This window comes from Nonomuraea sp. NPDC004580 (assembly GCF_040609855.1).
Classification (GTDB): Bacteria; Actinomycetota; Actinomycetes; order Streptosporangiales; family Streptosporangiaceae; genus Nonomuraea; species Nonomuraea salmonea.
The window spans coordinates 62,130-84,837 of sequence record NZ_JBEXLH010000030.1; the positions used below are offsets into that span (position 1 = coordinate 62,130).

18 protein-coding genes are annotated in these 22,708 nt (G+C 72.5%); 7 read left to right on the forward strand and 11 right to left on the reverse strand.

Annotated elements, in window-relative coordinates; genetic code table 11:
• Positions 1-35 precede the first annotated feature (35 nt).
• Positions 36-950 (forward strand): serine hydrolase, encoded by a 915-nt coding sequence (locus ABZW11_RS27605; protein ID WP_355422773.1) that lies wholly within the window; start codon positions 36-38, stop codon positions 948-950.
• A gap of 9 nt (positions 951-959) precedes the next feature.
• On the opposite strand, the gene ABZW11_RS27610 is transcribed toward ABZW11_RS27605, so the two are convergent.
• The 8 genes from ABZW11_RS27610 to ABZW11_RS27645 all read right to left on the reverse strand — a co-directional run bounded on the left by ABZW11_RS27610 (position 960) and on the right by ABZW11_RS27645 (position 10,658).
• Positions 960-2,492 carry an MFS transporter gene (locus ABZW11_RS27610; RefSeq protein WP_355422776.1) on the reverse strand — a complete coding sequence of 511 codons (1,533 nt, stop codon included), beginning with the start codon at positions 2,490-2,492 and terminating at the stop codon, positions 960-962.
• A 60-nt stretch (positions 2,493-2,552) separates the two neighbouring features.
• Positions 2,553-5,459: a BTAD domain-containing putative transcriptional regulator gene (locus ABZW11_RS27615; RefSeq protein ID WP_355422779.1), complete on the reverse strand. Its 2,907-nt coding sequence runs from the start codon at positions 5,457-5,459 to the stop codon at positions 2,553-2,555.
• 8 nt (positions 5,460-5,467) lie between these two features.
• Entirely contained in the window at positions 5,468-6,208 is a 741-nt protein-coding gene (locus ABZW11_RS27620; protein ID WP_355422782.1) for an isocitrate lyase/phosphoenolpyruvate mutase family protein, read from the reverse strand.
• On the reverse strand, positions 6,205-7,146 hold the full coding sequence (locus ABZW11_RS27625; protein WP_355422785.1) for a cytochrome P450: 942 nt from the start codon (positions 7,144-7,146) through the stop codon (positions 6,205-6,207). The genes ABZW11_RS27620 and ABZW11_RS27625 overlap by 4 nt, the downstream gene beginning before the upstream one ends.
• Positions 7,147-7,195: 49 nt before the next feature.
• A complete protein-coding gene (locus ABZW11_RS27630) occupies positions 7,196-7,906 on the reverse strand; it encodes a DUF998 domain-containing protein (protein WP_355422787.1) in 711 nt (236 codons plus the stop codon).
• Positions 7,903-9,108, reverse strand: coding sequence for a glycosyltransferase (locus ABZW11_RS27635; protein WP_355422858.1), 1,206 nt, complete (start codon positions 9,106-9,108; stop codon positions 7,903-7,905). Before ABZW11_RS27635 ends, ABZW11_RS27630 begins: the two co-directional genes overlap by 4 nt.
• 94 nt (positions 9,109-9,202) lie before the next feature.
• On the reverse strand, positions 9,203-10,003 hold the full coding sequence (locus ABZW11_RS27640; RefSeq protein WP_355422790.1) for a DMT family transporter: 801 nt from the start codon (positions 10,001-10,003) through the stop codon (positions 9,203-9,205).
• 37 nt (positions 10,004-10,040) lie between these two features.
• A complete protein-coding gene (locus ABZW11_RS27645) occupies positions 10,041-10,658 on the reverse strand; it encodes a DedA family protein (RefSeq protein WP_355422793.1) in 618 nt (205 codons plus the stop codon).
• A 392-nt stretch (positions 10,659-11,050) separates the two neighbouring features.
• On the opposite strand from ABZW11_RS27645, the gene ABZW11_RS27650 reads away from it, so the two are divergent.
• Positions 11,051-12,304 (forward strand): histidine kinase, encoded by a 1,254-nt coding sequence (locus ABZW11_RS27650; RefSeq protein ID WP_355422796.1) that lies wholly within the window; start codon positions 11,051-11,053, stop codon positions 12,302-12,304.
• Positions 12,288-13,322 (forward strand): hypothetical protein, encoded by a 1,035-nt coding sequence (locus ABZW11_RS27655; RefSeq protein ID WP_355422799.1) that lies wholly within the window; start codon positions 12,288-12,290, stop codon positions 13,320-13,322. Before ABZW11_RS27650 ends, ABZW11_RS27655 begins: the two co-directional genes overlap by 17 nt.
• On the opposite strand, the gene ABZW11_RS27660 is transcribed toward ABZW11_RS27655, so the two are convergent.
• On the reverse strand, positions 13,230-13,871 hold the full coding sequence (locus ABZW11_RS27660) for a VC0807 family protein (RefSeq protein ID WP_355422802.1): 642 nt from the start codon (positions 13,869-13,871) through the stop codon (positions 13,230-13,232). The two genes, ABZW11_RS27655 and ABZW11_RS27660, sit on opposite strands and share 93 nt — an antisense overlap.
• Positions 13,872-14,086: 215 nt before the next feature.
• Positions 14,087-14,743 (reverse strand): leucine efflux protein LeuE, encoded by a 657-nt coding sequence (gene leuE / locus ABZW11_RS27665; RefSeq protein WP_355422804.1) that lies wholly within the window; start codon positions 14,741-14,743, stop codon positions 14,087-14,089.
• 105 nt (positions 14,744-14,848) lie between these two features.
• Here leuE and ABZW11_RS27670 point away from each other — a divergent pair, with 105 nt between their 5' ends.
• From ABZW11_RS27670 to ABZW11_RS27685, 4 genes are all read left to right on the forward strand, one after another.
• Positions 14,849-15,715 (forward strand): TIGR03619 family F420-dependent LLM class oxidoreductase, encoded by an 867-nt coding sequence (locus ABZW11_RS27670; RefSeq protein WP_355422807.1) that lies wholly within the window; start codon positions 14,849-14,851, stop codon positions 15,713-15,715.
• A 91-nt stretch (positions 15,716-15,806) separates the two neighbouring features.
• On the forward strand, positions 15,807-17,636 hold the full coding sequence (locus ABZW11_RS27675; RefSeq protein ID WP_355422810.1) for a M14 family zinc carboxypeptidase: 1,830 nt from the start codon (positions 15,807-15,809) through the stop codon (positions 17,634-17,636).
• A 289-nt stretch (positions 17,637-17,925) separates the two neighbouring features.
• Entirely contained in the window at positions 17,926-19,503 is a 1,578-nt protein-coding gene (locus ABZW11_RS27680; protein WP_355422813.1) for a cellulose binding domain-containing protein, read from the forward strand.
• Positions 19,500-20,942: a carbohydrate-binding protein gene (locus ABZW11_RS27685; RefSeq protein WP_355422816.1), complete on the forward strand. Its 1,443-nt coding sequence runs from the start codon at positions 19,500-19,502 to the stop codon at positions 20,940-20,942. The genes ABZW11_RS27680 and ABZW11_RS27685 overlap by 4 nt, the downstream gene beginning before the upstream one ends.
• A gap of 112 nt (positions 20,943-21,054) precedes the next feature.
• Here the strand turns inward: ABZW11_RS27685 and ABZW11_RS27690 are convergent, their stop codons facing one another.
• Complete coding sequence (locus ABZW11_RS27690) at positions 21,055-22,641, reverse strand: molybdopterin-dependent oxidoreductase (RefSeq protein WP_355422819.1); 1,587 nt, start codon at positions 22,639-22,641, stop codon at positions 21,055-21,057.
• Positions 22,642-22,708 lie beyond the last annotated feature (67 nt).

A 22,708-nucleotide genomic window follows, 5' to 3' on the forward strand; every position in this document is an offset into this window, starting at 1 on the left:
GTACGACCCCCGTCGAGCTTGCGGGGGTTGGTGGCGTGCGTGCGAGATGGGTGGCCGGGCTGAGCCTGGTGCTCGTGGCCGGATGCGGGAGCGAGCCCGCGCCCGTGGTGCCCGCTTCGGTGGGGCGGGTCATCCGGTCGCCGGTCAAGGTGGCGCGCTGCCTGCTGTCGTTCCCCAACCCGCGCGGCGCGGCCCTGGCGCGCGCCCGGCTGCAGCGTGACATCGCCCGCTACCTGGCCGGCCGCCCTGGCCGCATCGTCTACAGCGCGCTCGACCTGGTCACCGGCGTCCGGCTGGGCCAGGGCGAGCACCAGAACGACATGATCACCGCCAGCGGCGCGAAGGTGGACATCCTCGTCGCGCTGTTGCACCGGCGCGACGCCGGGCTCGGCGAGGGCGAGCGCGACCTGGCGGAACGCATGATCAAGGAGAGCGACAACGGCGCCGCCGACGCGCTGTGGTCGCGCGTGGCCGGCTCCATGAGCGGCCTCTACCGCGAGCTCGGCCTGCGGGAGACCACGCCGGGGCCCAGCAGGTTCTGGGGCGGCACCAAGACCAGCCCCGCCGACCGCGTCCGGCTGATGCGGGTGCTGGTCAAGGGCGGTCGCGGGCTGACGAGGGCCGACCGGCGCACGGTGCTGGAGCTGATGGAGCAGGTGCAGCAGGACCAGGCGTGGGGCGTCAGCGCGGCGGCCAGGCCAGGCGACCGGGTGGCGCTCAAGAACGGCTGGACGCCCCGGCCGTTCATCCAGAACACGTGGGCCGTGACCAGCTACGGGCGGGTGGCGGGGCCGGGGCGCGACCTGCTGCTGTCGGTGCAGACCGACCGGCAGCCGGGGGAGGGGACGGGTATCCAGACCATCGAAGGCGTCGCCCGGATGGTCGGGGGCCGGCTCGACGGCCTGTCGCCCACGACCGTCCGGCCGTGCCCCACCAAGCCCATCCTCTGACGCCGCCGGTCAGGAGTGCGCCGCCGTCAGGACCTCCTCCGGGATGACCTTCGGCACGCCGCGCAGGCCCACCAGCGCCAGCAGCGCCACCAGGGCCAGCAGACCCGCCGTGACGTACGAAGCCAGGTGCACGCCGTCGAGGAAGGCCGTCTGCGCGGCGCGTACGAGGTCGGCCGCCTGGCCCGCCGGCAGGCCCTGCGCCACGGCGATCGCGCTCGCCAGCGACTCCTGCGCCGCCCCGCCCGCCACCCCGCCCGTCAAGCCGGCGGGCAGCTCCAGGTTGCTCCGGTAGGCGCTGGTCAGCACCGTGCCCAGCACCGCGATGCCGAGCGCGCCGCCCAGCTCGAACGCCGTCTCCGACACCGCAGCCGCGGCCCCCGCACGCTGCCGTGGCGCCGTCGCCAGCACGTTGTCGTTGTTGACGGTGAAGGCGAACCCGACGCCGACCCCGCCCAGGATCATCGCGGGGAGCAGCGTGAGGTAGTTCAGCTCGGTGCCGAGCGTCGTGTAGTAGAGGAACGAGCCCGCGTTCATCGCCAGGCCGAGCGCGACCACGCCGTTCCTGCCCAGCAGCGGGATCAGCCGGGCGGCCAGCACGCCGCCGACCGCGCCGCTCAGCCCGCCGGGCAGCTGCGCCAGGCCCGCCATCAGTGGCGACCAGCCCAGCACGAGCTGCAGGTACCAGGCGAACATCAGCATCATCGCCGACATCGCGAAGATCGCCAGCAGGTTCGTCAGGATCGACGCGCTGAACGCCCTGCGGGCGAAGAGCCGTACGTCGATCAGCGGCTCGGCCAGCCGCCGCTGCCGCCACCAGAACCACCCGAGCAGCACGATCCCGCCCGCCCCCGCCACCAGCACGTCCGCGTGATCGACGCCCTTGTTCGCGGCCTCCTTGAGCGCGTAGACGGCGCCCACGATGCCCGCGAACGACAGCCCCACGCTCAGCAGGTCCAGCCGGCCCGCGTGCGGGTTACGCGACTCGGGCAGCACCAGCCAGCCGCCCACCAGCACCACCGCCATGATCGGCACATTGATCAGGAACACCGAGCCCCACCAGAAGTGGTCCAGGAGCAGACCGCCCACCACCGGGCCGATCGCGAACCCCGCCGCGCTCATGCCGCTCCAGATGCCGATCGCGGCCGTGCGCTCGCCCGGCTCGGTGAACACGTTCCTGATGATGGACAGTGTGGACGGCATGATGGTCGCGCCCGCCACGCCCAGCAGCCCCCGCGCCGCGATCAGCAGCTCGGGGGTGGGAGCGTACGCGGTCACCACGGAGGCGGCGCCGAACGCGGCCGCGCCGATCAGCAGCAGCCGCTTACGGCCGACGCGGTCGCCCAGGTTGCCCATGGTCACCAGCAGGCCCGCCAGGGCGAAGCCGTAGATGTCGCCGATCCACAGCACCTGCGTCGCGCCCGCGCCGAGGTCGGCGGCCAGGCTGGGCAGGGCCAGGTGCAGGACCGTCAGGTCGAGGGAGAGCAGCAGCGTGGCCAGGCAGGCGATGGCCAGGCAGGCCCACGGATTCTTCACGCTTGTCATGCCGCCCACTCTCGGCGTACGCCCTGACCACCCGCCTACCGCACACTGACCGCCACCCGATCAGCGGGGCGACTCACCGTCCAGCGCGTCGAGGCGGGTGAGGGCCGTTTCGATGCGTTCCAAGGTGTCCTCGGTGCTGTACCAACTGCGAGGGCACGCCTCGCGGGCGCGTACCAGCAGGTCGCGGGCCGTGCCGAGGTCACCGCCGGCGGTGGCCGCCTCGCCGAGGCCGAGCAGCGCCCACGCCCTGATCTCCATCGAGCCCTTCATCCGCGCCAGCTCCGCCGCCTCCCGGTAGTCGGCCCGCGCGCCTTCGAGGTCGCCCAGGTGCGCGAGCGCGTCGCCGCGCCGGCACAGCGCCTCCCCGATCTCCGTGTACGCCCGCAGCTCCCGCGCCACCTCCAGCGCCTCGTCGGCCAGCGCCAGCGCACCCCGGTGGTCGGCCTGCGACAGCCGCAGGTCGCACAGCCCCGCCAGCACGAGCACGATGCCCCACCGCTCCCCGATCGCTCTGAACGCCGCGAGGCTCCGCTCGAAATCGGCCAGCGCCTCCTCCATGCGGCCGCCGAGCTGCAGCATGAACGCCTGCCCCGTGAACGCCAGCGCCTCCTGCCAGGGCGGCAGGTCCTCCTTGTGCTCCGCGAGCAGCCGGAACGCCAGGTCGGAGTCCATCGGCGGGCCGCTGTACATCGGCAGCAGCATCATCAGGAACTCCACCCGCGCCGGCAGGTAGTCGAGCGACAGCGTCACCCGCGCCTCGCCCAGGAGCGTGTGCAGCTTCTCGTCCGCGCCACCGGCCCAGGCCGCGACGAGCACGCACATCGCGAACTCCTCGTCCATGCCGGGCAGGCGGTGCTCGCCCAGTGCGGACAGCAGCCCGTCGGCCAGGTGGGCGCTGGCCGTGCGGTGGCCGCGCATCCACCAGTAGCAGGCGCTGTGGGCCAGCAGCCGCACCCCCAGCTCCAGATGCCCCGCCTCGGTGGCCCAGCGCACCGCCGCGTCGAGGTCGTCGCTCTCCTCGTCCACCCTGGCGAGCCAGACGAGCTGCTCGGACGTGCGCAGCAGCGGGTCGGTCGCGAGCATGAAGTCCAGGTAGTGGCGGGCGTGGGCATGGCGGATCTCCTCGGCCTCGCCCGACTCCTCCAGCCGTTCGAGGCAGAACGCCCTGATGGTGGCGAGCATCCTGAAACGCCCGTCCACGTACTCGACCAGCGACTTCTCCGCCAGCGAGAACAGCACGTCCTCCGGCAGCCCGCACACCCGCTCGGCCGCCTCCGGCCGCGCGCCGCCCGCGAACACGCTCAGCCGCCTGGCCATCCGCCGCTCGTCCTCGGTCAGCAGGTCCCAGCTCCAGGCGACCACCGCGCGCAACGTCTGGTGGCGGGGCAGTGCCGTACGGCTGCCGCGGGTCAGCAGCCGGAACCGGTCGTCGAGGCGGGCCGCGACCTCGGCCACCGGGAGGGTGCGCAGCCGGGCCGCGGCCAGCTCGATCGCCAGCGGCAGGCCGTCGAGGGCGTGGCAGATCCGTACGACGTGGGCCCGGTTGTCCTCCTCCACCGCGAACCCAGGACGGACCGCCGCCGCCCGGTCGGCGAACAGCCTGACCGCCGGGTAGCCGAGCGGGTCGTCCGCCTCGGGCGGCGGCAACCGCAGCGGCGTCACCGGCAGGACCGACTCGCCCGTGATGCCCAGCGCCTCGCGGCTGGTCGCCAGCACGCGCAGGCGGGGACAGGCGGCCAGCAGGTGGTCGGTCAGCTCGGCCGTCTCCGTCACCAGGTGCTCGCAGTTGTCCAGGATCAGCAGCAGCTCCCGGTCGGCCAGGGCGGCCACCAGCCTGTCCACGGGATCGATGCGGGAGCGCTCGTGGCCGTGCAGCAGGGCGTCGCGGATGTCCAGCGCCGCCAGCACCGCCTGGGGCACGCCGCCGGAGACGGGCGCGAGCGGCACGAAGCACACCTCGCCCGGCTCCCTGGCCGCCGCCTCCATCGCCAGCCTTGTCTTCCCCGCTCCACCGGCTCCGATGAGGGAGACCAGCCGCCCGTCCCGCAGGCTCGCCCCCACCCGATCGAGCTCCTCAGCCCTGCCGACGAAACTGGTCAGCTGACTCCGCAACCCCACCCGCACCGGCCCGGCGGGGTCGGTGCGGGGGTTGGTCGGAGGAGCCGGGTCTGCTTGGGGGTGGCTGCGTGAGAAGGCGGGGGTGGTGTGGGGGCTCGGGGTCAAGGAGGCGGGGGGTGTGAGGGAGGGGTCGGCGCGGAGGACGGCCAGGTGGGCGGCGGTCAGGTCGGGGCCGGGGTCGATGCCCAGCTCCTCGTCGAGGAGTTTCCTGGCCTCCTCGTAGACGGTCAGGGCCTCGGCCTGGCGGCCGCTGCCGTACAGGGCGCGCATGAGCTGGGCGCGCAGCCGTTCACGCAGCGGGTGGGCGGCGGTGAGGCGGGTCAGCTCGGCCACCAGCTCCCGGTGCCGTCCGAGCGTGAGATCGGCCTGGACGCGGTCCTCGGTGGCGGTCAGGCGCAGCTCCTCCAGGGCGGCGGCGGCTGCCTCGGCGTGCGGGGCGTCGGCGAGCGGTGCGCCGTGCCACAGGTCGAGCCCGGCGCGCAGCAGCGCCGCGGCCCGCTCGGGGTCGCCGCCGGCCAGCGCCTGCCGCCCGTCGCGGATGAGCAGCTCGAAGCGGCGGGCGTCGACGTCCTCGGGGTCGGCGACCAGCCGGTAGCCGGCCGGGTGGAACTCGACGCGGTCGCGGCCCAGCGCCCGCCGCAGCCGGGAGACCTGGGACTGCAGCGCGTTGGCCACGCCTTCGGGAGGACGGGCGCCGTACATGCCGTCCACCAGGTGCCCGGCGGTGACGATGCGGCCCGCGTCGAGGGCGAGCAGGGTCAGCAGGGCGCGTACGCGGGGCCCGCCCAGCTCCACCGGCTCGCCGCCCGCCCGCCACACGGCGGTGGGTCCGAGGATCTGGAAGCGCATGCCTCCGATTATCCCGGCAGCCGGGCCACCATTTCCTGGTACGTCGGGATCGGCGGCGCCGGCTCCCCCCGTACGCCGAGCGCGGTCGCCACGGCCGCCCCCAGCGCGGCCCGGTAGAGCAGCGACCCGGTGCTCACCCTGGCCACGCCGGCCTCGGCCAGCCGGGCGAGGGAAGGACCACTCGGCTGGTAGAGGACGTTGACCGGCAGTGGCGTGGCCGCCACCACCTCGGCGATCGCGCCGGGGTCGCTCAGTCCTGGCACGAAGATCCCGTCGGCGTGCCCGTACGCGCGGACCCGCGCAAGGGTGTCGCCGGTTCCCAGCCAGCAGGTGTCCGTACGGGCGTTGACGAACACCCCGTGGCCCTTGGCGGCCTCGATGACACGCTGGTGCAGCTCGATGGGGCGCAGGGTGCCGTCGGGCCTGCCGTCCTCCAGGTTGACGCCCGCGACGCCGAGCGCGGCGAGGCAGGACACCAGGTCGGCCACCTCGGAGGGATCGTCGCTGAAGCCGCCCTCGATGTCCACGGTCACCAGGACGCCGAGTCCGCTGATCGTCTCGGCTAGCTCGATCGTCTCGGCCTTCGTGGCGCCGGCCGCGTCCGGCTTGCCGTGAACGGCGGAGACGCCCAGGCTCGTCGTCCCGATCGCGGGGAAACCGTGGGCGGCCAGGAGCGCGGCGGAGCCGTAGTCCCAGGCGTTGGGCAGCAGGAGGGGGTCGCCGGGCCGGTGCAGGTCAGGAAAGTTCACGGGACCAGCCCTTCCAGGACACCGGCGGCCAGCGCGAGCGCGTGGGCGGGCCCAGGACAGGGGCGCACGCCGTAGCCGAAGGTGAGGTGCGAGGCGCCCCCGGAGTGCGGCGAGTCCTCGGGGTGGGGGGAGCCCTCGGGGTGTGGGGAGTCCCCGCCGTGCGGCGAGCCCCCGCTGTCCGGCGAGTCCTCGGTGTGTGGGGAGTGCCGGCGGTGGGGGTCGAAGCGGTCGGGGTCGGGGAAGACGGACGGGTCGCGGTTGGCGGCGACCAGGTCGATCGTCACCTCGTCCCCGGTCAGCGTGTCCACCCGGCGGGTCGCCGTCAGCGGCGGATCGTGCCTGAGTGTCTCGTGCAGCAGCGCGTCCACGTCCTGGCCGGGCGCGCGGTGGCGCAGGGCGTGCTCGATGAGGGTCTCGGTGGCGGTGTGGGCCTGGAGGAGCAGGGTGATCGCCGGGATGCCGGCGGTGGCGAGCAGTTTCGCGACGGCGGCGTCGGCGATCGAGCCGTCCGGGTCGCCCGGGCCGCCCGGGCCCGACAGGTAGCCGGCCGCGGCGTCAACCACGGCGTCGGCCACGGCGTCGGCCACGGCGTCGGCCACGGCGTCGGCCACGGCGTCGGCCACGGCGTCGGCCACGGGGGAGGTGTCCTCGATGCCGAGCGCGGCCCCGAGCACCGTCGTGGGCACCCCGCGCCAGGCGCCGCCGCGCCTCCGGGTCAGGTCACGGGCATCGGCGCGCAGCCCGGCCGGGTCGATGCCGTCGAGCAGCGCGACCAGGTCGCGGCGGCGCTCGGCGTGCGTCGCGCCGGTGCTGAACCGCGACACCCGGGCGCGCAGCCAGGCCAGTGTCCCCTCGGGGGCGTCCTGGGCGACGGGCGGCGGCACGTACCGTGGGTCGGCGAGCACCGCCGCGGCGTCGGCATGGCGTGTGATGAGCATGGACCCACGCTAGGGCGGCGTTCCTTCGGCCCCGGTCGAAGTGTGGCCGTCACGCGGCCAGCCGCTCCTGCTCGCCGGGCCGCTCGGGGTGCTCGGTCAGCGGGCCGGTGAGCGGCCCCGTGCCCCTGCTCGCGGGGTCGTGCGCGGTCCTGACGGCGGGCCGGCCGGTCGCGACGGCCAGCGCCATGGCGACGAGCAGCCCCATCTCGGCCAGCACCACGGCCCGCTCCAGCAGCCCGTAGTAGGCCGCGCCTCCGATGAGCGGCGAGGTGAACGAGGCGGGGTGCGCGGCCAGGTAGACCGCCAGCGACACCCCGGAGGCCGTGGCCATCGCGCGTACGGCGTTCCAGCGCGGCGCGCCGCCCCGGCCCCTGGCCAGGGTCCAGCCCGCGACCGGCAGCGAGGTGAAGACGACGGCCGCCGACCAGCGGTGGATCTCGCCGGACAGCGAGCCCACCTGGGAGGTGCCCGGGTCGGTCGGGAAGATCGCGCTCATCATCAGCCCGGCCGCGCCGGCCAGCAGCAGGACCCGGGTCGCCGCGGTACGCGCCGGGTCGGAGGCGGCCAGCCCGTACGCGAGACTCAGGCACGCTCCCGCGAGTGCCAGCATCCCGACCAGTACGGGCAGCAGCCCGCCGGAGACCAGCGCGTAGTCGCTGAGCAGCACCTGCGAGGGCAGCGCCACCTGAGCGTAGGCCAGCGCGCCCGCCGATGCCACGGTGAGCAGCACGGTGCTCCAGAAGGTCTGCTTCAGCGTCATCGGCCGACCTCGTCGTAGATGCGCTCGAACCTGGCGAGCGACGCCTGGTCGTCGTGCGTGAGCGCCAGCTCCCTGCTGGCCCGGCCCAGCTTGGCGCGCAGCTCGTCGTCCACCAGGATCGTGGTCAGGTGCCTGGCCAGCGCGACGATGTCGCCGGGCTCGTAGAGGTAGCCGTTGGAGTCGACCAGGTGCGGCAGCGCCATCGCGTCGGCGGCGACGACGGGCAGCCCCGAGGCCATGGCCTCCAGCGTCGCGATGCTCTGCAACTCGGCGATGCCCGGCATGCCGAACACGTCGGCGGCGGCGAACGCCTGCGGCATCGCCTCGTCGGGCACGAACCCGAGAAAGAAGACCCTGTCCTGCACGCCGATGCGCTTGGCCAGGCGTTCGAGCACCTCTCGCTGGTTGCCCTTGCCGACGAACGCGAGCTGGGCGTCGGTGTCGTTGAGCACCAGCGGCAGGGCGCGTACCAGCTCGTCGAGGTGCTTCTCCTCGTCGAGGCGGCCGACGAACAGCACGGTGGGCCGGTCGGGCAGGTCGAAGGACCTGCGGGCCCACGACTTGGGCTCGGCACGCGGGTGGAACCTGGTCAGGTCGATGCCGCAGGAGACCGGCTCGACCTCCCTGCGGAAACCCTGGTCGGCGAGGAGGCTGGCGGCCAGCGGGGTGGGCGTGGTGATGTGGTCGGCCCGCTTGAAGATCCGGCTGAAGTCGCGCCAGGCGAGCCGGCCCGCGTGCTCGCGCAGCCGCGCGGGGATGTGGGCGAACTGGAACAGGTTGTCGGGCATGAAGTGGTTGGTGGCGACGATCGGCACCCCGGCGCGGCGGGCGGCGGCGATGGCGGCCCTGCCGACCACGAAGTGGCCCTGGGTGTGCAGCACGTCGGGCTTGATGTCGGCGACCAGCCGGTCGAGCCTGGTCGGCACGGTCACCCGCATGGTCGGGTGGACCAGCAGCGGCGCCGAGCGCAATCGGTGCACGATCACGCCGTCCTCGACGTCGGCGCCGGCTGGCCCGGTCTCCGACTGGCAGACCACGTGCACCTCGTTGCCCCGTGCGGCCAGGCCGGTGGCCAGGCGGTGGGTGAAGTAGGCGGCGCCGTTGACGTCGGGCGGGTAGGTGTCGGTCGAGATCAGCACGCGGCGCGGCCGCTCGGGGGCGGGGCCGAGGTCGGGGACGCGGGGGACGCTGTGCAGAGGCATGGCCATGTGAGACGACTCCGTTTTCACCGGTTGCGGGGGGACAGCGGGGGCAGGGTTTCGGGCAGGGTTTCGGGCAGGGTCTCGGGCAGGGACATCAGCGGGTTTCCAGCGGGCTCGTTCTGGCCAGGGCCACGGTGCCCGCGGCGGTCAGCAGTGCCGCCACGACGGGCAGCGCTCCGGTCGGCAGCGGCTCGCCGAGCAGCAGCGCGCCGAACGCGACCGCGGTCAGCGGGTCGGCGATCTGCAGGGCGGCGAAGGAGACGCCGAAGTGCCCGACGGCGTAGGCACGCTGCAGCATCATGAGCGCCAGCAGGGCGGGGACCGGCAGCGCCAGCAGGTACAGCCAGTTCCAGGCGCCGTCCACCAGGACGCGCATGAGCGTCGCGGTGGCGCCGTACAGGACGCCTGAGCTGGTGGCGAGCAGGGCCGCGCGGCCGGCGGGCGAGGCGACCTTCGAGGCGGCCCACAGCAGGACCGCCGCGACACCGGCCACGCCGAGCAGCGTCAGCACGCCGTCGGGGTCGAGGTGGGTGGGGCCGTCGGACTCCGGCACCAGCAGCACCAGCCCGACCAGCCCGGCCGCGACCACGCCCGCCGCCGCCAGCTCCTTGCGCTCGGGCTTGCGATGGTGCAGCGTGGCGGCGAGGGGCAGCGCGAACAGCAGGCTGGCCACGCCCATGGGCTGGACGACGGTCAGCGGGCCGAGCCCGAGTGCGACGATGTGCAGGCCACCACCGACGAGGATGGACACGCCGCCGATCAGCCAGCGCGGTCTCCGCAGCAGGACGAGCAGCCCAGGCTTGGCGGTGCCGACCGCCTCGAACTGCTGCAGGGCGGCTCCGAGCGCGAAGAACAGCGAACCGACCAGGGCGATCACCGCGGCCAGCACAGTCATTGCGCACTCCTTTCGAACGGATGGTGACCTGGCAGGGTCAAAGGGACGTGTCCACCGGAAGGCGGTCAGCGGAAGCCTTGGTGGCGCGCCGCTTCCTGACCCAGCGCACGACCTCGACCACGACGGTGATGGACACCGCGATGCCGAGGCCGAGCAGCAGGCCCTTGATGGGGTCGTTCTCGAACGCCATCCCGCCGAAGAAGCCGATCAGCCCGGAGTACAGGCCCCACGAGCCCGCCGCGATCGCGTCGAAGAAGGTGAACGAGCGCAGCGGATGCCGTACGGCGCCCATGGTCAGCGTGGTCGCGGTACGCCCGCCGGGGATGTACCTGGCGACGACCAGGACCAGCCCGCCGCGCTCCGCCAGGGCGTTCCGGGCCCAGACGAACGCCTTCTTCTCCCGCAGCCGCCCCCCTGACCGGTGGCCGATCAGGTAGGAGATGTGGTCGCCGGCGAAGGCGCCCAGGGCGGCGACCACGATGACCAGGGCCAGGTTGGTCTGGCCCGAGACGGCGAAGACCGCCGCGGTGATCACGGACGTCTCGGCCGGCACGATCGGGAAGAACCCGTCGAGCAGCGCGAGCCCGAACAGCGCGACATACAGCCACGGCGACGACATCACCTGCTCGACCAGGTCGAGGATGGCGTGCGACATGAGCGTGTACTCCGATCGTTAGGGGCACCACACAGCCTGTCTGTGCGGGGGTCCCCGGGGTATCGGGGATGCCCCGGGTCGAACGCGGCCCTTTCCCGGATGCGGGTCAGGGCCGTCACCCCTGGAAGGTAGAAACTCCGCAGGTCACGGCACATCGGACGTAAGGCATGCCCCTCCCCCTACTTTCGTCGGGGGAGGGCGCCGGACCTCCGGATGACACCATCGATCAAACCGGTTTCGCGCGCCGGAATCAGGAGTGGAGGTAGGCGCTTTCCCGGTAGGGCTAGCACTACCGTCGCGGTGGACGGCTCCCCACCCCTACTTTCGTCAGGTGCGTCACCTGGCCTTCGGGGGTCTCCCGTACCGGCCGGCAGCGGATAACGTCGGCGGGCGTGAGGTACCTTCGCCAGCTCCGCCGCGCGAACCGCCGCCAGGTGGTCTACGACCTGCTGTTGTGGATCGGGCTCTGCGTGTTCATCGCCGCGATGGGGGCCGACCCGTTCCGCGACCCCGCCGGGTTTGCCCTGGTGACCCTGCCCCGCTGGGGTCTGGCCATGGCGGCGGTGCTGGTCGGCCGGCGCTGGCCGCTGGCCGCGCTGATGCTGCTGCTGCCGCTCGGGCCGTGGAAGTTCAGCGAGGGGTTCGCGACGGTGGACCTGACGTGGCTGCTGCCCCGGCGCGACGTCAAGATCCTCCCGCTGCTGCCCACGTCGCCGTTCATCATCTGGTACGCCTACCTGACCGGCCGCAGGGCGACCCGTACGGTGCCCGCGCTCGTGGCGTTCTGCCTGATCACGCTGGTCGGCGTGGCCGTGGTCGTGGCGATGGGCGGCGACCTCGCGCTGTGGGTGTCGATGGTCACCGCGCTGATCGGCACCTACCTGGTCCCCTATCTGCTCGGCGTGCTGCGCGGCAGGCTGCTGCACCAGCGGGCGCAGACCAGGCTGTCGGTCGAGGCGCAGGCGAGGCTGCGGGAGCGGGCGCGGATCGCGCGGGACATGCACGACTCGCTGGGCCACGACCTGGCGCTGATCGCGGTCAGGGCGGCCGGGCTCGAGCTGGCTCCCGGGCTGGCGTCCGCCCAGGTCAAGGCGGCCGGCGAGCTGCGCGAGGCGGCGTCCGACGCCACCGAGCGGCTCAGGCAGATCATCGGGCTGCTCCGCGACGACGCCGAGGCGGCGCCTCTGGCGCCCCTGGAGAAGCCGGCGGGGGAACCGGCGGGGGAAGCGGCGGGGGAGTCGGTGCCCGACCTGGTCAGCAGGGCGGCGGGCTCCGGCATGGCGATCACCCTTGACCTGGCCGGCGGCCCGATGCCGGAGCTGGCCGCCGCCGTGGTGCAGGAGGGGCTCACCAACGCGGCCAAGCACGCGCCGGGCGCCGAGGTCGCGGTGTCGGTCTCGCCGCGGCACGTACGCGTGCGCAACGGGCCGCCGCGCAGCAGGCCCACGGCCCGCCGGGGCGGGCTGGGGCTGATGAGCCTGCGCGAGCGCGTACGGGCGGAAGGCGGCACGCTGACCGCGCGGCCCCTGGGCGGCGGCTTCGAACTCGCCGTCGCCCTCCCCCGCGAGGGGGAGGAGGATCCCCGAGGTTCGGGAGGAGCCAGGGAGCTCGCCGCACCACGCTCGGAGCATGACCGAAGCACCTAGGCCCGGCATCGGCCGCGTCACCGCCGCGATCGTGGCCGTCGCCGCCATGCTGCCCTATCTCACGCTGAAGATCCTCTGGCTGGCCGGCCACTACGTCGGCGTCGGCGCCCCCGATCTGATGGCGGACCCGGCGATGGTCGGGATGAACGCGATGACGTTCGGCATGGACGCCGTCGGCCTGGTGCTGGCGCTGGCCTTCACCATGCGCTGGGGGCTGCGCCTGCCGGCCTGGCTGGTGCTGCTGCCGCTGTGGGTCGGCTCGGGCCTATTGTCGGTGGTGATCGTCAGCGCGCCGGTGGTGCTGGCCGCGTCCGGGCTGGACGCGCTGGACGGCGGCCCCATCGAGCCGTGGGTGTACGCGATGGTCTACGGCGGGTTCATCGGGCAGGGCGTGGGGCTGATGGCCGCGTTCGCGCTCTATGCCCGCGACCGCTGGCCTTCTGTCTTCACCACGCGGCTCGCGCACCCCTTCCCCAGCCTCACCAGGCCGCTGCAGCGGTTGATCGCGTGGGCCGCGCTGCCGGTGGCGGTGTTGCTCGGCGGCGTCATGCTGGCGGGGGTGATCGGGGCGCACCCGTACCTGGCGGTGCAGAACCTGCTGCGCGGGACGCTGGCGATCGCGGGGGCGCTCGCGCTGGTGGCGCTCGTGCGCGGGCGGGGGCGCGGCCCGTTCTGGCGTCCTGCGGTGCTGGTCTGGCTGGGCTCGGGCACGCTGTTCGCCTGGGGGCTCTACGCGATGGTGGTCGCGGCGGCGGCCGGGCCGCTCAGCGCGGCGGAGGGCGGCGTGGAGGAGTTCGTGGCGCTGTTCGGCATGCTGACCGGGCTGGTCATGGGCCTGTGCGCGGCTTTTCTGCTGGTGGAGCGGTCAGGTGTGGGCTCAGGTGTGGGCTCAGGTGTGGGCTCAGGTGTGGGCTCAGGTGTGGGCTCAGGTGTGGGCAACGTGCAGGCGGTGCAGGAGCCGCTTGAAGGCGATGATCGAGAACGTGATCGCGGTGCCGCTGATCAGCGCCACCGCTGACGTGCGCAGCAGCATGAACCCGGCGAGCGTGCCGGCCAGCGACTCGTAGACGGCGAGGAAGATGCTCAACGTCGAGTTCATGAACAGCACGAACGCCCACAGCAGGGTGATCCTGGCGAAGAACCTGCGCACGCGCTCGTGCTTGAGCACCGCCGACGGCAGGTGGATGTAGTCGAGCGTCAGCTTCTCCACCAGCGGCTTGTTGAGCCGCACGGAGGCGAGGAAGGCGATGCTGATGCAGATCGTGCCCATCTCGGGCTGGATGAAGAACCACATCCAGGTGCCGGTCCAGAACGCCACGATCGCGCGTACGGTGATCGCGAACGCGGCCAGGAACATCGTCGCGGGCACCTTGATCCGCCTGATCAGCCGCCAGATCACCCCCAGGTAGACCCAGGCGACGGTCAGGGCGAGCGCCCACCTGAAGTCGAGGACCACCATGGCCAGGTAGAACACGGCGAGGGGCGCCACGACGGCCTCGAGCAGCCGGGGGGCCGCCTGCCGGGCGAGCGCGGTGAGGCGTGGAAGGGTGACCGGTGGATGGTTCAAGGCTGCTCCGCAGATAGGCCGACGATCAGCGACTACCCGGGCTTCGGGGGACCAGGCTTTCCCGACGGCTCGCTCGCTGTCACCAGAGCGTCATCGGCCACCGTCCCCGGGAAGCACGCCGGTGGCTTACCGTACCTGAGGAGTGGTGGTGCGACTGCCTCTTTTGACGCGTTCGATCTGTCTCCATGAGAACAGCCGCGCCTTGAACCGGGCTTTCAGCCGAGTGACGCGGTGGCGAGCTTGGCGCCGAATCCCAGGAAGACGGCCCCGACGCCCGAGGCCAGGCCGGCGCCGAGCCGCCTGTGGCGGCGGAACTGCGCGGCCAGGAACGTGCCGCCGAAGATCAGCGCGGTCAGGTAGAGGAAGCTGAAGAGCTGGATGACCGCGCCGAGGATGACGAACGTCAGCGCCGGGCTGGCGTAGCCGGGGTCCACGAACTGCACGAAGAACGAGACGAAGAACAGGATCGCCTTCGGGTTGAGCAGGCTGATCGTCAGCGCCTTGCGGAACGGGCGGCTCTCGGCCCTGGCCGGCGCGGTGACGGCCTGCTCCGACACCTCGGGGGTGGCGCGCCACGACCTCCACGCGCCGCGGATCATCTGCAGGCCGATCCAGGCGAGGTAGAGGGCGCCCGCGTACTTGACGACGGCGAACAGCGCCGGGTGGGAGCGCAGCAGCGAGGCGGCGCCGGCGGCGCTGAGGAACATCAGCACGGTGTCGCCCGCGAAGACGCCGCACGCGGCCCGGTAGCCCGCCCGTACGCCGTGCGTGGCCGCGTGGCTGAGCACGAACAGGGAGTTGGGCCCGGGCAACAGGATGATCAGGAAGGCGCCGATGGCGTAGGCCCAGAAATCGGTGATGCCGAAGAACATGCTGCTTGCTCCTGGGGACGAACCGCTGACATCACACGATATCCGGCGGCCCGATGACTTTCCCGCCCTGCCCAGGTCTATCCCTGTGACGGAAGGGAGCACGACGTGGACTTCGGAATCGGCCTGCCCATCACGGGACCTGAGGCGAGCCCCGAGCGGATCGCCGGCGTCGCTCAGCGTGCCGAGCGCGCGGGACTCGGCGCGGTGTGGGCGTACGAGCGGCTGCTGCGGCCGGCTGAGCCGTACATGCTGGGGCTGAACCAGGTGGTGCCGCTGCCTGAGGAGAGCGCCATCGTGTACGACCCTCTGGAGACGCTCGCCTACCTCGCGGCCACCACCAGCACGATCCGCCTGGGCACCAGCGTCATCGACGCGCTCTACCACCCGCCGGTCGTGCTGGCCAAGCGCCTCGCGACGCTCGACCGGCTGAGCGGCGGCCGCCTGTGGATCGGGCTCGGCCAGGGCTGGATGGCGCAGGAGTTCGAGGCGGCGGGCGTGCCCGTCTCGCGGCGCGGGGCCGGGTTCGCCGAGCACGTGGCGGCCATGCGCACGTGCTGGGGCCCCGACCCGGTGAGCTTCTCCGGCCGCTTCTACACGATTCCCGAGTCGCAGGTCGGGCCGAAGCCGGCCGGGCTGACCCTGCTCGCGGGGGCGGCGGCCCCGGCCGCGGTCGAGCGGGCGGCCGCGCTCGGGATGGGGCTGACCGCCGTGGTGTTCGACTGGGACGCGCTGGGTCAGTGCGTGGAGACGTACCGGAAGGCCGGCGGGGCGGGGCCGTTCGTCATCCAGGTGAACGGCGTGATCGGCGACCGGCCGCTGGACGAGCGCATGCCGCTCACCGGCTCGGCCGAGCAGGTGGCCGAGGACCTCGCGCGGGCCAGGGAGCTGGGCGCCGACCACGTCTACTGGCAGCCGATCGGCTTCGACGCCGACGGCCTGGTGGAGCGCATCGCGGGACTGCCCGCCACCTGACGGAATTTGGGCCTTCTCCAAGGCGGTCAACGTCTTCACTCTCGGTTCAGGCGCCGGTCAACCCCGACCCCGAGCGCCTGAGGAGGACGAGGTGAGACACCGATTAGTCATCCTGCTTGCCGCCCTCAGCCTGATCAGCCTGACCGGCATGACAGGCGCGGGGGCCACCGCCGAGCCGCCGCCGAACAAGCAGTATCGGGTGGCGGGCCCGGCGGACGCGCGGCAGCGCAGCGCGGTGGCGGCGACCGGAGCCGCCATCGAGGAGGTGGACCCGGACTCGGTGCTGGTCACGGCGACCGAGTCCGAGGTGTCGGCCATCAGGCGGCTCGGCTATCGGGTGACGGAGGTGCCGCGACCGGCGCCGCCGTCATCGGTGGGCGCGCTGGACTTCCCGCCGGCGGACTCGGCCTACCACAACTACGCCGAGATGACCGCGGAGATCAACGCGCTGGTCGCGGCCCGGCCTGACATCGTCAGCCAGACGACGTACGGCACGTCGTACGAGGGCAGGCCGCTGCGCCTGGTCAAGATCAGCGACAACGTGGGCGCCGACGAGAACGAGCCCGAGGTGCTGTTCACCGCGCACCAGCACGCCCGCGAGCACCTGACGGTCGAGATGGCGCTCTACATCATGCACCTGCTGGCCGACAACCACGGCAGTGACGCCCGGATCACGAACCTGGTGAACACCAGGGAGATCTGGATCATGCCGGACCTGAACCCGGACGGCGGCGAGTACGACATCGCCACCGGCTCCTACCGCTCCTGGCGCAAGAACCGGCAGCCGAACTCCGGCTCCTCCGCGGTCGGCACCGACCTGAACCGTAACTGGGCCTACAACTGGGGCTGCTGCGGCGGGTCGTCCGGCTCGGCGGGCAGCGAGACGTACCGGGGGGCGAGCGCGGAGTCGGCGCCCGAGGTCAGGGCGGCGGCCAACTGGGTGCGCAGCCGGGTCGTGGGCGGGGTGCAGCAGATCAAGGCGCACATCGACTGGCACACCTACAGTGAGCTGATCCTCTGGCCGTACGGCTACACCTTCAACGACACGGCGCCCGGCCTGACGCAGGACGATCGCGACGCGCACGCCACGCTGGGGCAGAACATGGCGAGCACGAACGGGTACACGCCCGAGCAGGCCAGCGACCTCTACATCACCGACGGCACGATCGACGACTGGCTGTGGGGCGTCTACAAGATCTTCAGCTTCACGTTCGAGATGTATCCGCGCGGCTCCAGCCCCGGCTTCTACCCGCCGGACGAGCAGATCGTCACGCAGACCACCCGTAACAGGGAGGCGGTGCTGCGCTTCCTGGAGTACGCGGACTGCGTCTACCGCATCATCGGCAAGGAGGCCCAGTACTGCGGCACCGGCACCCCGTCGGAGACCGTCCACATCGACACGTTCGAGACGGCGACCGGCTGGACGGTGAACCCGAACGGCACCGACACCGCCACCATCGGGCTCTGGGAGCGGGGTGACCCGCAGGACACCACCTCAAGCGGCGCCAAGCAGCTCGGCACCACGGTCAGCGGCACGAACGACCTGGTGACCGGCCGCCTGGCCGGCTCGTCGGCGGGCGACCACGACATCGACGGCGGCGTCACCTCGATCCAGTCACCGCCGATCACGCTCCCCTCGACGGGCGCGCTGAACCTGTCCTTCTCGTACTACTTGGCGCACGGCTCGAACGCCTCCAGCGCCGACTACCTGCGCGTCCGCGTGGTGGGCAGCACCACGACGACCGTGCTCAACCAGGCCGGCGCGGCAAGCAACCGCAACGGCGCCTGGGCCACGGCCACGGCGAACCTGAACGCGCACGCGGGCCAGACCGTCCGCATCCTGATCGACGCCGCCGACGCCTCAGGGGCCTCCCTGGTCGAGGCCGGCATCGACGACGTCAGGATCACCCGGCAGCCGTAGCAGCCGGTCCCCCCTCCGCCGCACGACTCCGCCGCACGCTCGGCTGACTCGTGCGGCGGAGTCGTGTTTGGGTCTTGTAAGCCCGGGGTGTCAGAGCTACGATCGCGGCAATCCTTAGGAAAGTTTCCTAAAAGTAATCTTCGTCCGGACAAGACCTTACAACCGCAGCAAGGTTACTCGCGCAGACACCCCCCCGGCCCGTGTTCACCTCCGCGGGCCGTGCCGTACGGCTTGCGTTCTCACCCCCCTGCGCAAGCCGTACGGCACGCAGAACCAGAAGGAAAGACCCGTGAGATTACGCGCGATCCTCCTGACGCTGGCCACCGCCGCACTCGGCCTCTCCGTGCTCCCCGCCGCGCCCGCGCACGCCGCGGGCCCCACCGCGACGTTCGTCAAGGTGTCGGACTGGGGCTCGGGCTTCGAGGGCAAGGTGACCGTCACCAACGACAGCACCACCGCCATGCCGAGCTGGAACGTGCAGTTCGACCTGCCGTCCGGCTTCAGCATCCCGTCCGCCTGGGACGCCGTCATGACCAGGAGCGGGCAGCACTACACCTTCACCCCGCCGAGCTGGGCGGGCCCGCTCGCCCCCGGGGCCGGCGCGAGCTTCGGCTTCAACGGCAGCCCCGGCAACTTCCCCGGCATCACCGGCTGCACGCTCAACGGCGGCTCCTGCGGCGGCGGCACCACGAACCCCGGCGTCCCCGGCGCCCCGGGAACGGTCAACGCCACCGCCACGGCGAGCGCCATCACCCTGACCTGGGGCGCGTCCAGCGGCACGGTCACCGGCTACCGCGTCTACGAGGGCGGCACCGTCAAGGCCACGGTCACCGGCGCCACGGCCACCATCGGCGGGCTCGGCACCTGCCAGACGCACACCTACACCGTCAAGGCGTACAACGCGCAGGGCGAGTCGCAGGGACGTGACGTCACCGCCACCACCAGCGGCTGCACCGGCGGCGGAGGCACGCTGCCCAAGCACTTCCTCACCGGCTACTGGCACAACTTCGTCAACCCCGCCGTCGAGCTCAAGCTCGGAGCCGTCCCCAGCGAGTACGACCTGATCGCCGTCGCGTTCGGCGAGGCCACCTCCACCCCAGGCCAGGTCGCCTTCGCCGTGGACGGCGGCCTGGCCGCCGCGGTCGGCGGCTACACCGACGCCCAGTTCAAGGCCGACGTGCAGGCCCTGCACCAGCGCGGCAAGAAGGTCATCCTGTCGGTCGGCGGCGAGGCCGGCCGGGTGCAGGTGGCCGACTCGGCGGCCGCGACCCGCTTCGCCGACTCCGTCTACGCGATCATGCAGAGCTACGGCTTCGACGGCGTGGACATCGACCTGGAGAACGGACTCAACGCCACCTACATGGCCCAGGCGCTCAGGTCACTGCGCGCCAAGGCCGGCGCCGACCTCATCATCACGATGGCCCCGCAGACCATCGACATGCAGACGACCGGGATGGAGTACTTCAAGCTCGCCCTGTCGATCAAGGACATCCTCACGGTCGTCCACACCCAGTTCTACAACTCGGGCTCCATGCTCGGCTGCGACCAGGCGCAGGCGTACGCACAGGGCTCGGTCACCTTCATGACCGCCCTGGCCTGCATCCAGCTGGAGAACGGCCTGCGCCCCGACCAGGTGGCGCTGGGCCTGCCGGCCGGACCCGGCGCGGCGGGCGGCGGCGTCGTCGCGCCCGCCCTCGTCAACCAGGCGCTCGACTGCCTGGCCAAGCGCAGCAACTGCGGATCCTTCGTGCCGCCGCGCGCCTACCCCGACATCCGCGGCGCGATGACCTGGTCCATCAACTGGGACGCGAGCAACAACTGGCAGTTCTCCAAGACCGTCAAGCCCCACCTCCAGGGAATGCCATGACTTTTCGCAGCAGACTCACCGCTCTGGCGACCGGCCTCGCCCTCGTGCTGACCGGCGCCGGGCTCGCCACCCCCGCGCAGGCCACGACTCAGCAGGTCAGGCAGCTCGCCGCCGCCTGGACGCCGTGGACCTCGTACGCGACCGGCGCCGTCGTCACGTACCAGGGCGTCGACTACGTGTGCCTCCAGGCCCACACCTCGCAGCCCGGCTGGGAGCCGCCGAACGTGCCCGCGCTCTGGAAGCGCGGCTCGGGCGGCGGCGGCAGCGACACCTCGGCCCCGTCGGCGCCCGGCAACCTCCGCTCGACCGGCGTCACCTCCAGCAGCGTCTCCCTGGCATGGAACGCCTCCACCGACAACGTCGGCGTCACCGGCTACAACGTCTACCGGGGCGGCACCCTGGTCACGACGGTGTCCGGCACGTCGTACACCGACACCGGCCGCGCCGCGAACACCAGCTACACCTACACCGTCCGCGCCCGCGACGCCGCCGGCAACCTGTCGGCGGCCGGCAACTCCGTGACGGCCACCACCTCCGGCGGCGGCTCCGACCCAGGACCCAACCCGGCCAAGATGGCCGGCGCCCCCTACCTCTACATGGGCTGGGGCAACCCGCCGAACCCCGGCACGGTGATGGACGCGACCGGCGTGAAGTCGTTCACGATGGCGTTCATCCTGTCGAGCGGCGGCTGCACCCCGGCCTGGGACGGCAACAGGCCGCTCACCGGCGGGGCCGACCAGCAGGCGATCAACACGATCAAGTCGAAGGGCGGCAACGTCCAGATCTCCTTCGGCGGCTGGCAGGGCAACAAGCTCGGCCCCAACTGCTCCTCGCCGCAGGCGTACGCCAACGCGGTGCAGCAGGTCATCAACGCCGTCGGCCCGGCCGTCGTGGACTTCGACATCGAGAACACCGACGAGTTCGCCAACTACACCGTCCAGGACCGCATCCTGAACGCCCTCAAGATCGTCAAGCAGAACAACCCGAACATCAAGATCGTCGTCACCTTCGGCACCGAGCGGACCGGCCCGAACAACCACGGCGTCCGGCTCATCAACCAGGCCAAGGCACTCGGCGTGCCGATCGACAACTTCACGATCATGCCGTTCGACTTCGGCAGCTCCACCATCTACCAGGACACCGTCAACGCCTCCGAGGGCCTGAAGAACGCGCTCAAGAACGCCTACGGCTGGACCGACGCGCAGGCGTACGCCCACATGGGCATCTCCGGCATGAACGGCGTGTCCGACCAGCAGGAGATGACCACCACCGGCACCTGGACCCAGATCCGTGACTGGGCCAGGTCGAAGGGCCTGACCAGGCTCGCCTACTGGGCGGTCAACCGCGACCGCGGCTGCCCCGGCGGCGGCGTGGTCGCGCACTGCAGCGGCATCGCGCAGGCCGACTGGGACTTCACCAGGATCACCGCCGGCTTCTGACCCACCGGCCCGCCCCTCGGCGGCCTGCGCGGGCTGATGGCCTGGTCGATCAACCGGGACGTCTGCAACGGCAAGGAGTTCTCCCGGAACCACCGGGCCTGCCTCGACGGGCTCACCGCACCCTGACGAGCTGGGTGGGCTTGACCGGGATGCCGAGACCGGGCGGCCGGTAGGTGGGCAGCGCCTCGCCGTACTCGTGCATCCAGGCGTGGTCCACCATCAGCCGCATCCGCCCGAACCCGGGCCGCGCGCCCGGCTCGGGGAGCCGCCGGGGGACCGTGTCGCCGGCCAGCCTGGTCACGGCCCCGGCCAGCAGCTCCGGGTCGGGCGGCGTCAGGTCGCAGTGCTCGTCGGGGCCGATCAGCAGGTCCACGTCGGGCGGCAGCGGATAGATCGGCCGGGGGAGCGCGAGCACGCGCGGCGGCGGCGCCATCGGCCACCCCCCGGCCACCGCCTCGAGCAGCACCGACCGCGACGTCCTGCGCGCGAACAACCCCTCCGCCAGCGCCCAGCTCAGCGCACCCACGTCGGCGCGGTCCTCGCCGCACGCGTGCAGGCACAGGTACGGCACCAGCGGAATCCCCGCGCCGCCCGCCTGCGCCCACCCGCCGCCGCACCCGGTCAGCACCAGCAGCGCCAGCATCGCCCGGTACGCCGTGTCCGCGTGCGGCGTCTCCAGCCGCCCCGGCACGATCACGCACCGGCCGCCGGTCTTCTCCGCCGTCACCCCCAGCTCCCGCGCCGTCTTCACCGCCCGCGACGCCGCCACCCCCGTGTACGCCTCCTGCCATCCCGGCGTGTACGGCTCGGCCCGGTCCTCGTACCCGCCCGGCCACACCCCCGGCAGCCCGGGGCGCGGCACCCCGTACACGGCGAGCAGCAGGTCGAACACCGTCGTCACCGGCTCACCGCCGTCCAGCACCACCGGCACGCCCCGCCGCAGCACCCCCGTGCCGTCGTCGAAGCGCGGCAGCAGCACCTCCGCCGCCTCACCGCCGTACACGCTCAGCCGGTCGCACACCTCACCCGTCAGCCCGCCCGGCACGTACGCGCCCTCCCGCCGCCGCAACCACACCAGGGACGGCAGGTCCGTACGCTCCATCGCGTGCCCGGCGAACGGCGTGCGGTCCAGGAAGAACTCCTTGAGCAGCACGTGCCCCATGGCCATCGCCAGCGCGCCGTCCGTGCCCGGCCGCACCACCAGCGTCTCGTCCGACAGCCGGGTCGGGTGCGTGCCGATCGCCACCACCTTCTGGCCCTTGTACCGTCCGGCGATCACCCAGGGCGTGTCCGCCGTGCGTACCAGCCGGTTGTTCTCGCCCCACAGCAGCACGTACGCCTGCCGCGCCCAGTCGTCGGCCCCCGGCCCGGAGAAACGGGGGCCGAGCACCTGCTCGGGCGCGCACGGATGCTCGGTCAGCACCGCCCCGCCCAGCCCGCCCACCAGCCGCGACAGCGGCGAGGTCGCCAGCGCCGCCACCCGCTCGGCGCCGTGCCGCACCGCGGTGTCCACGATCGCGGCGGCGGCCAGCTCCGCCGCCGTCGCGTCGTCGAGCGGCACCCGCCGCTCACCTCGCATGCGGTGGTAGAGCTGTGAGTTTCCTGTGAGTTTCGCCCAGGCCGCGACCGGGTCGCGCTCCCCGTCCCGTACCTCGAAATACAGCCTGACCAGTGCCTGGTTGACCTGCGATCCCCCCATGGAAAAAGTTCAACACAGACCGTGATGTCGTATCGGGATACGTGTCGGCATGTCGGGGATAAGAATT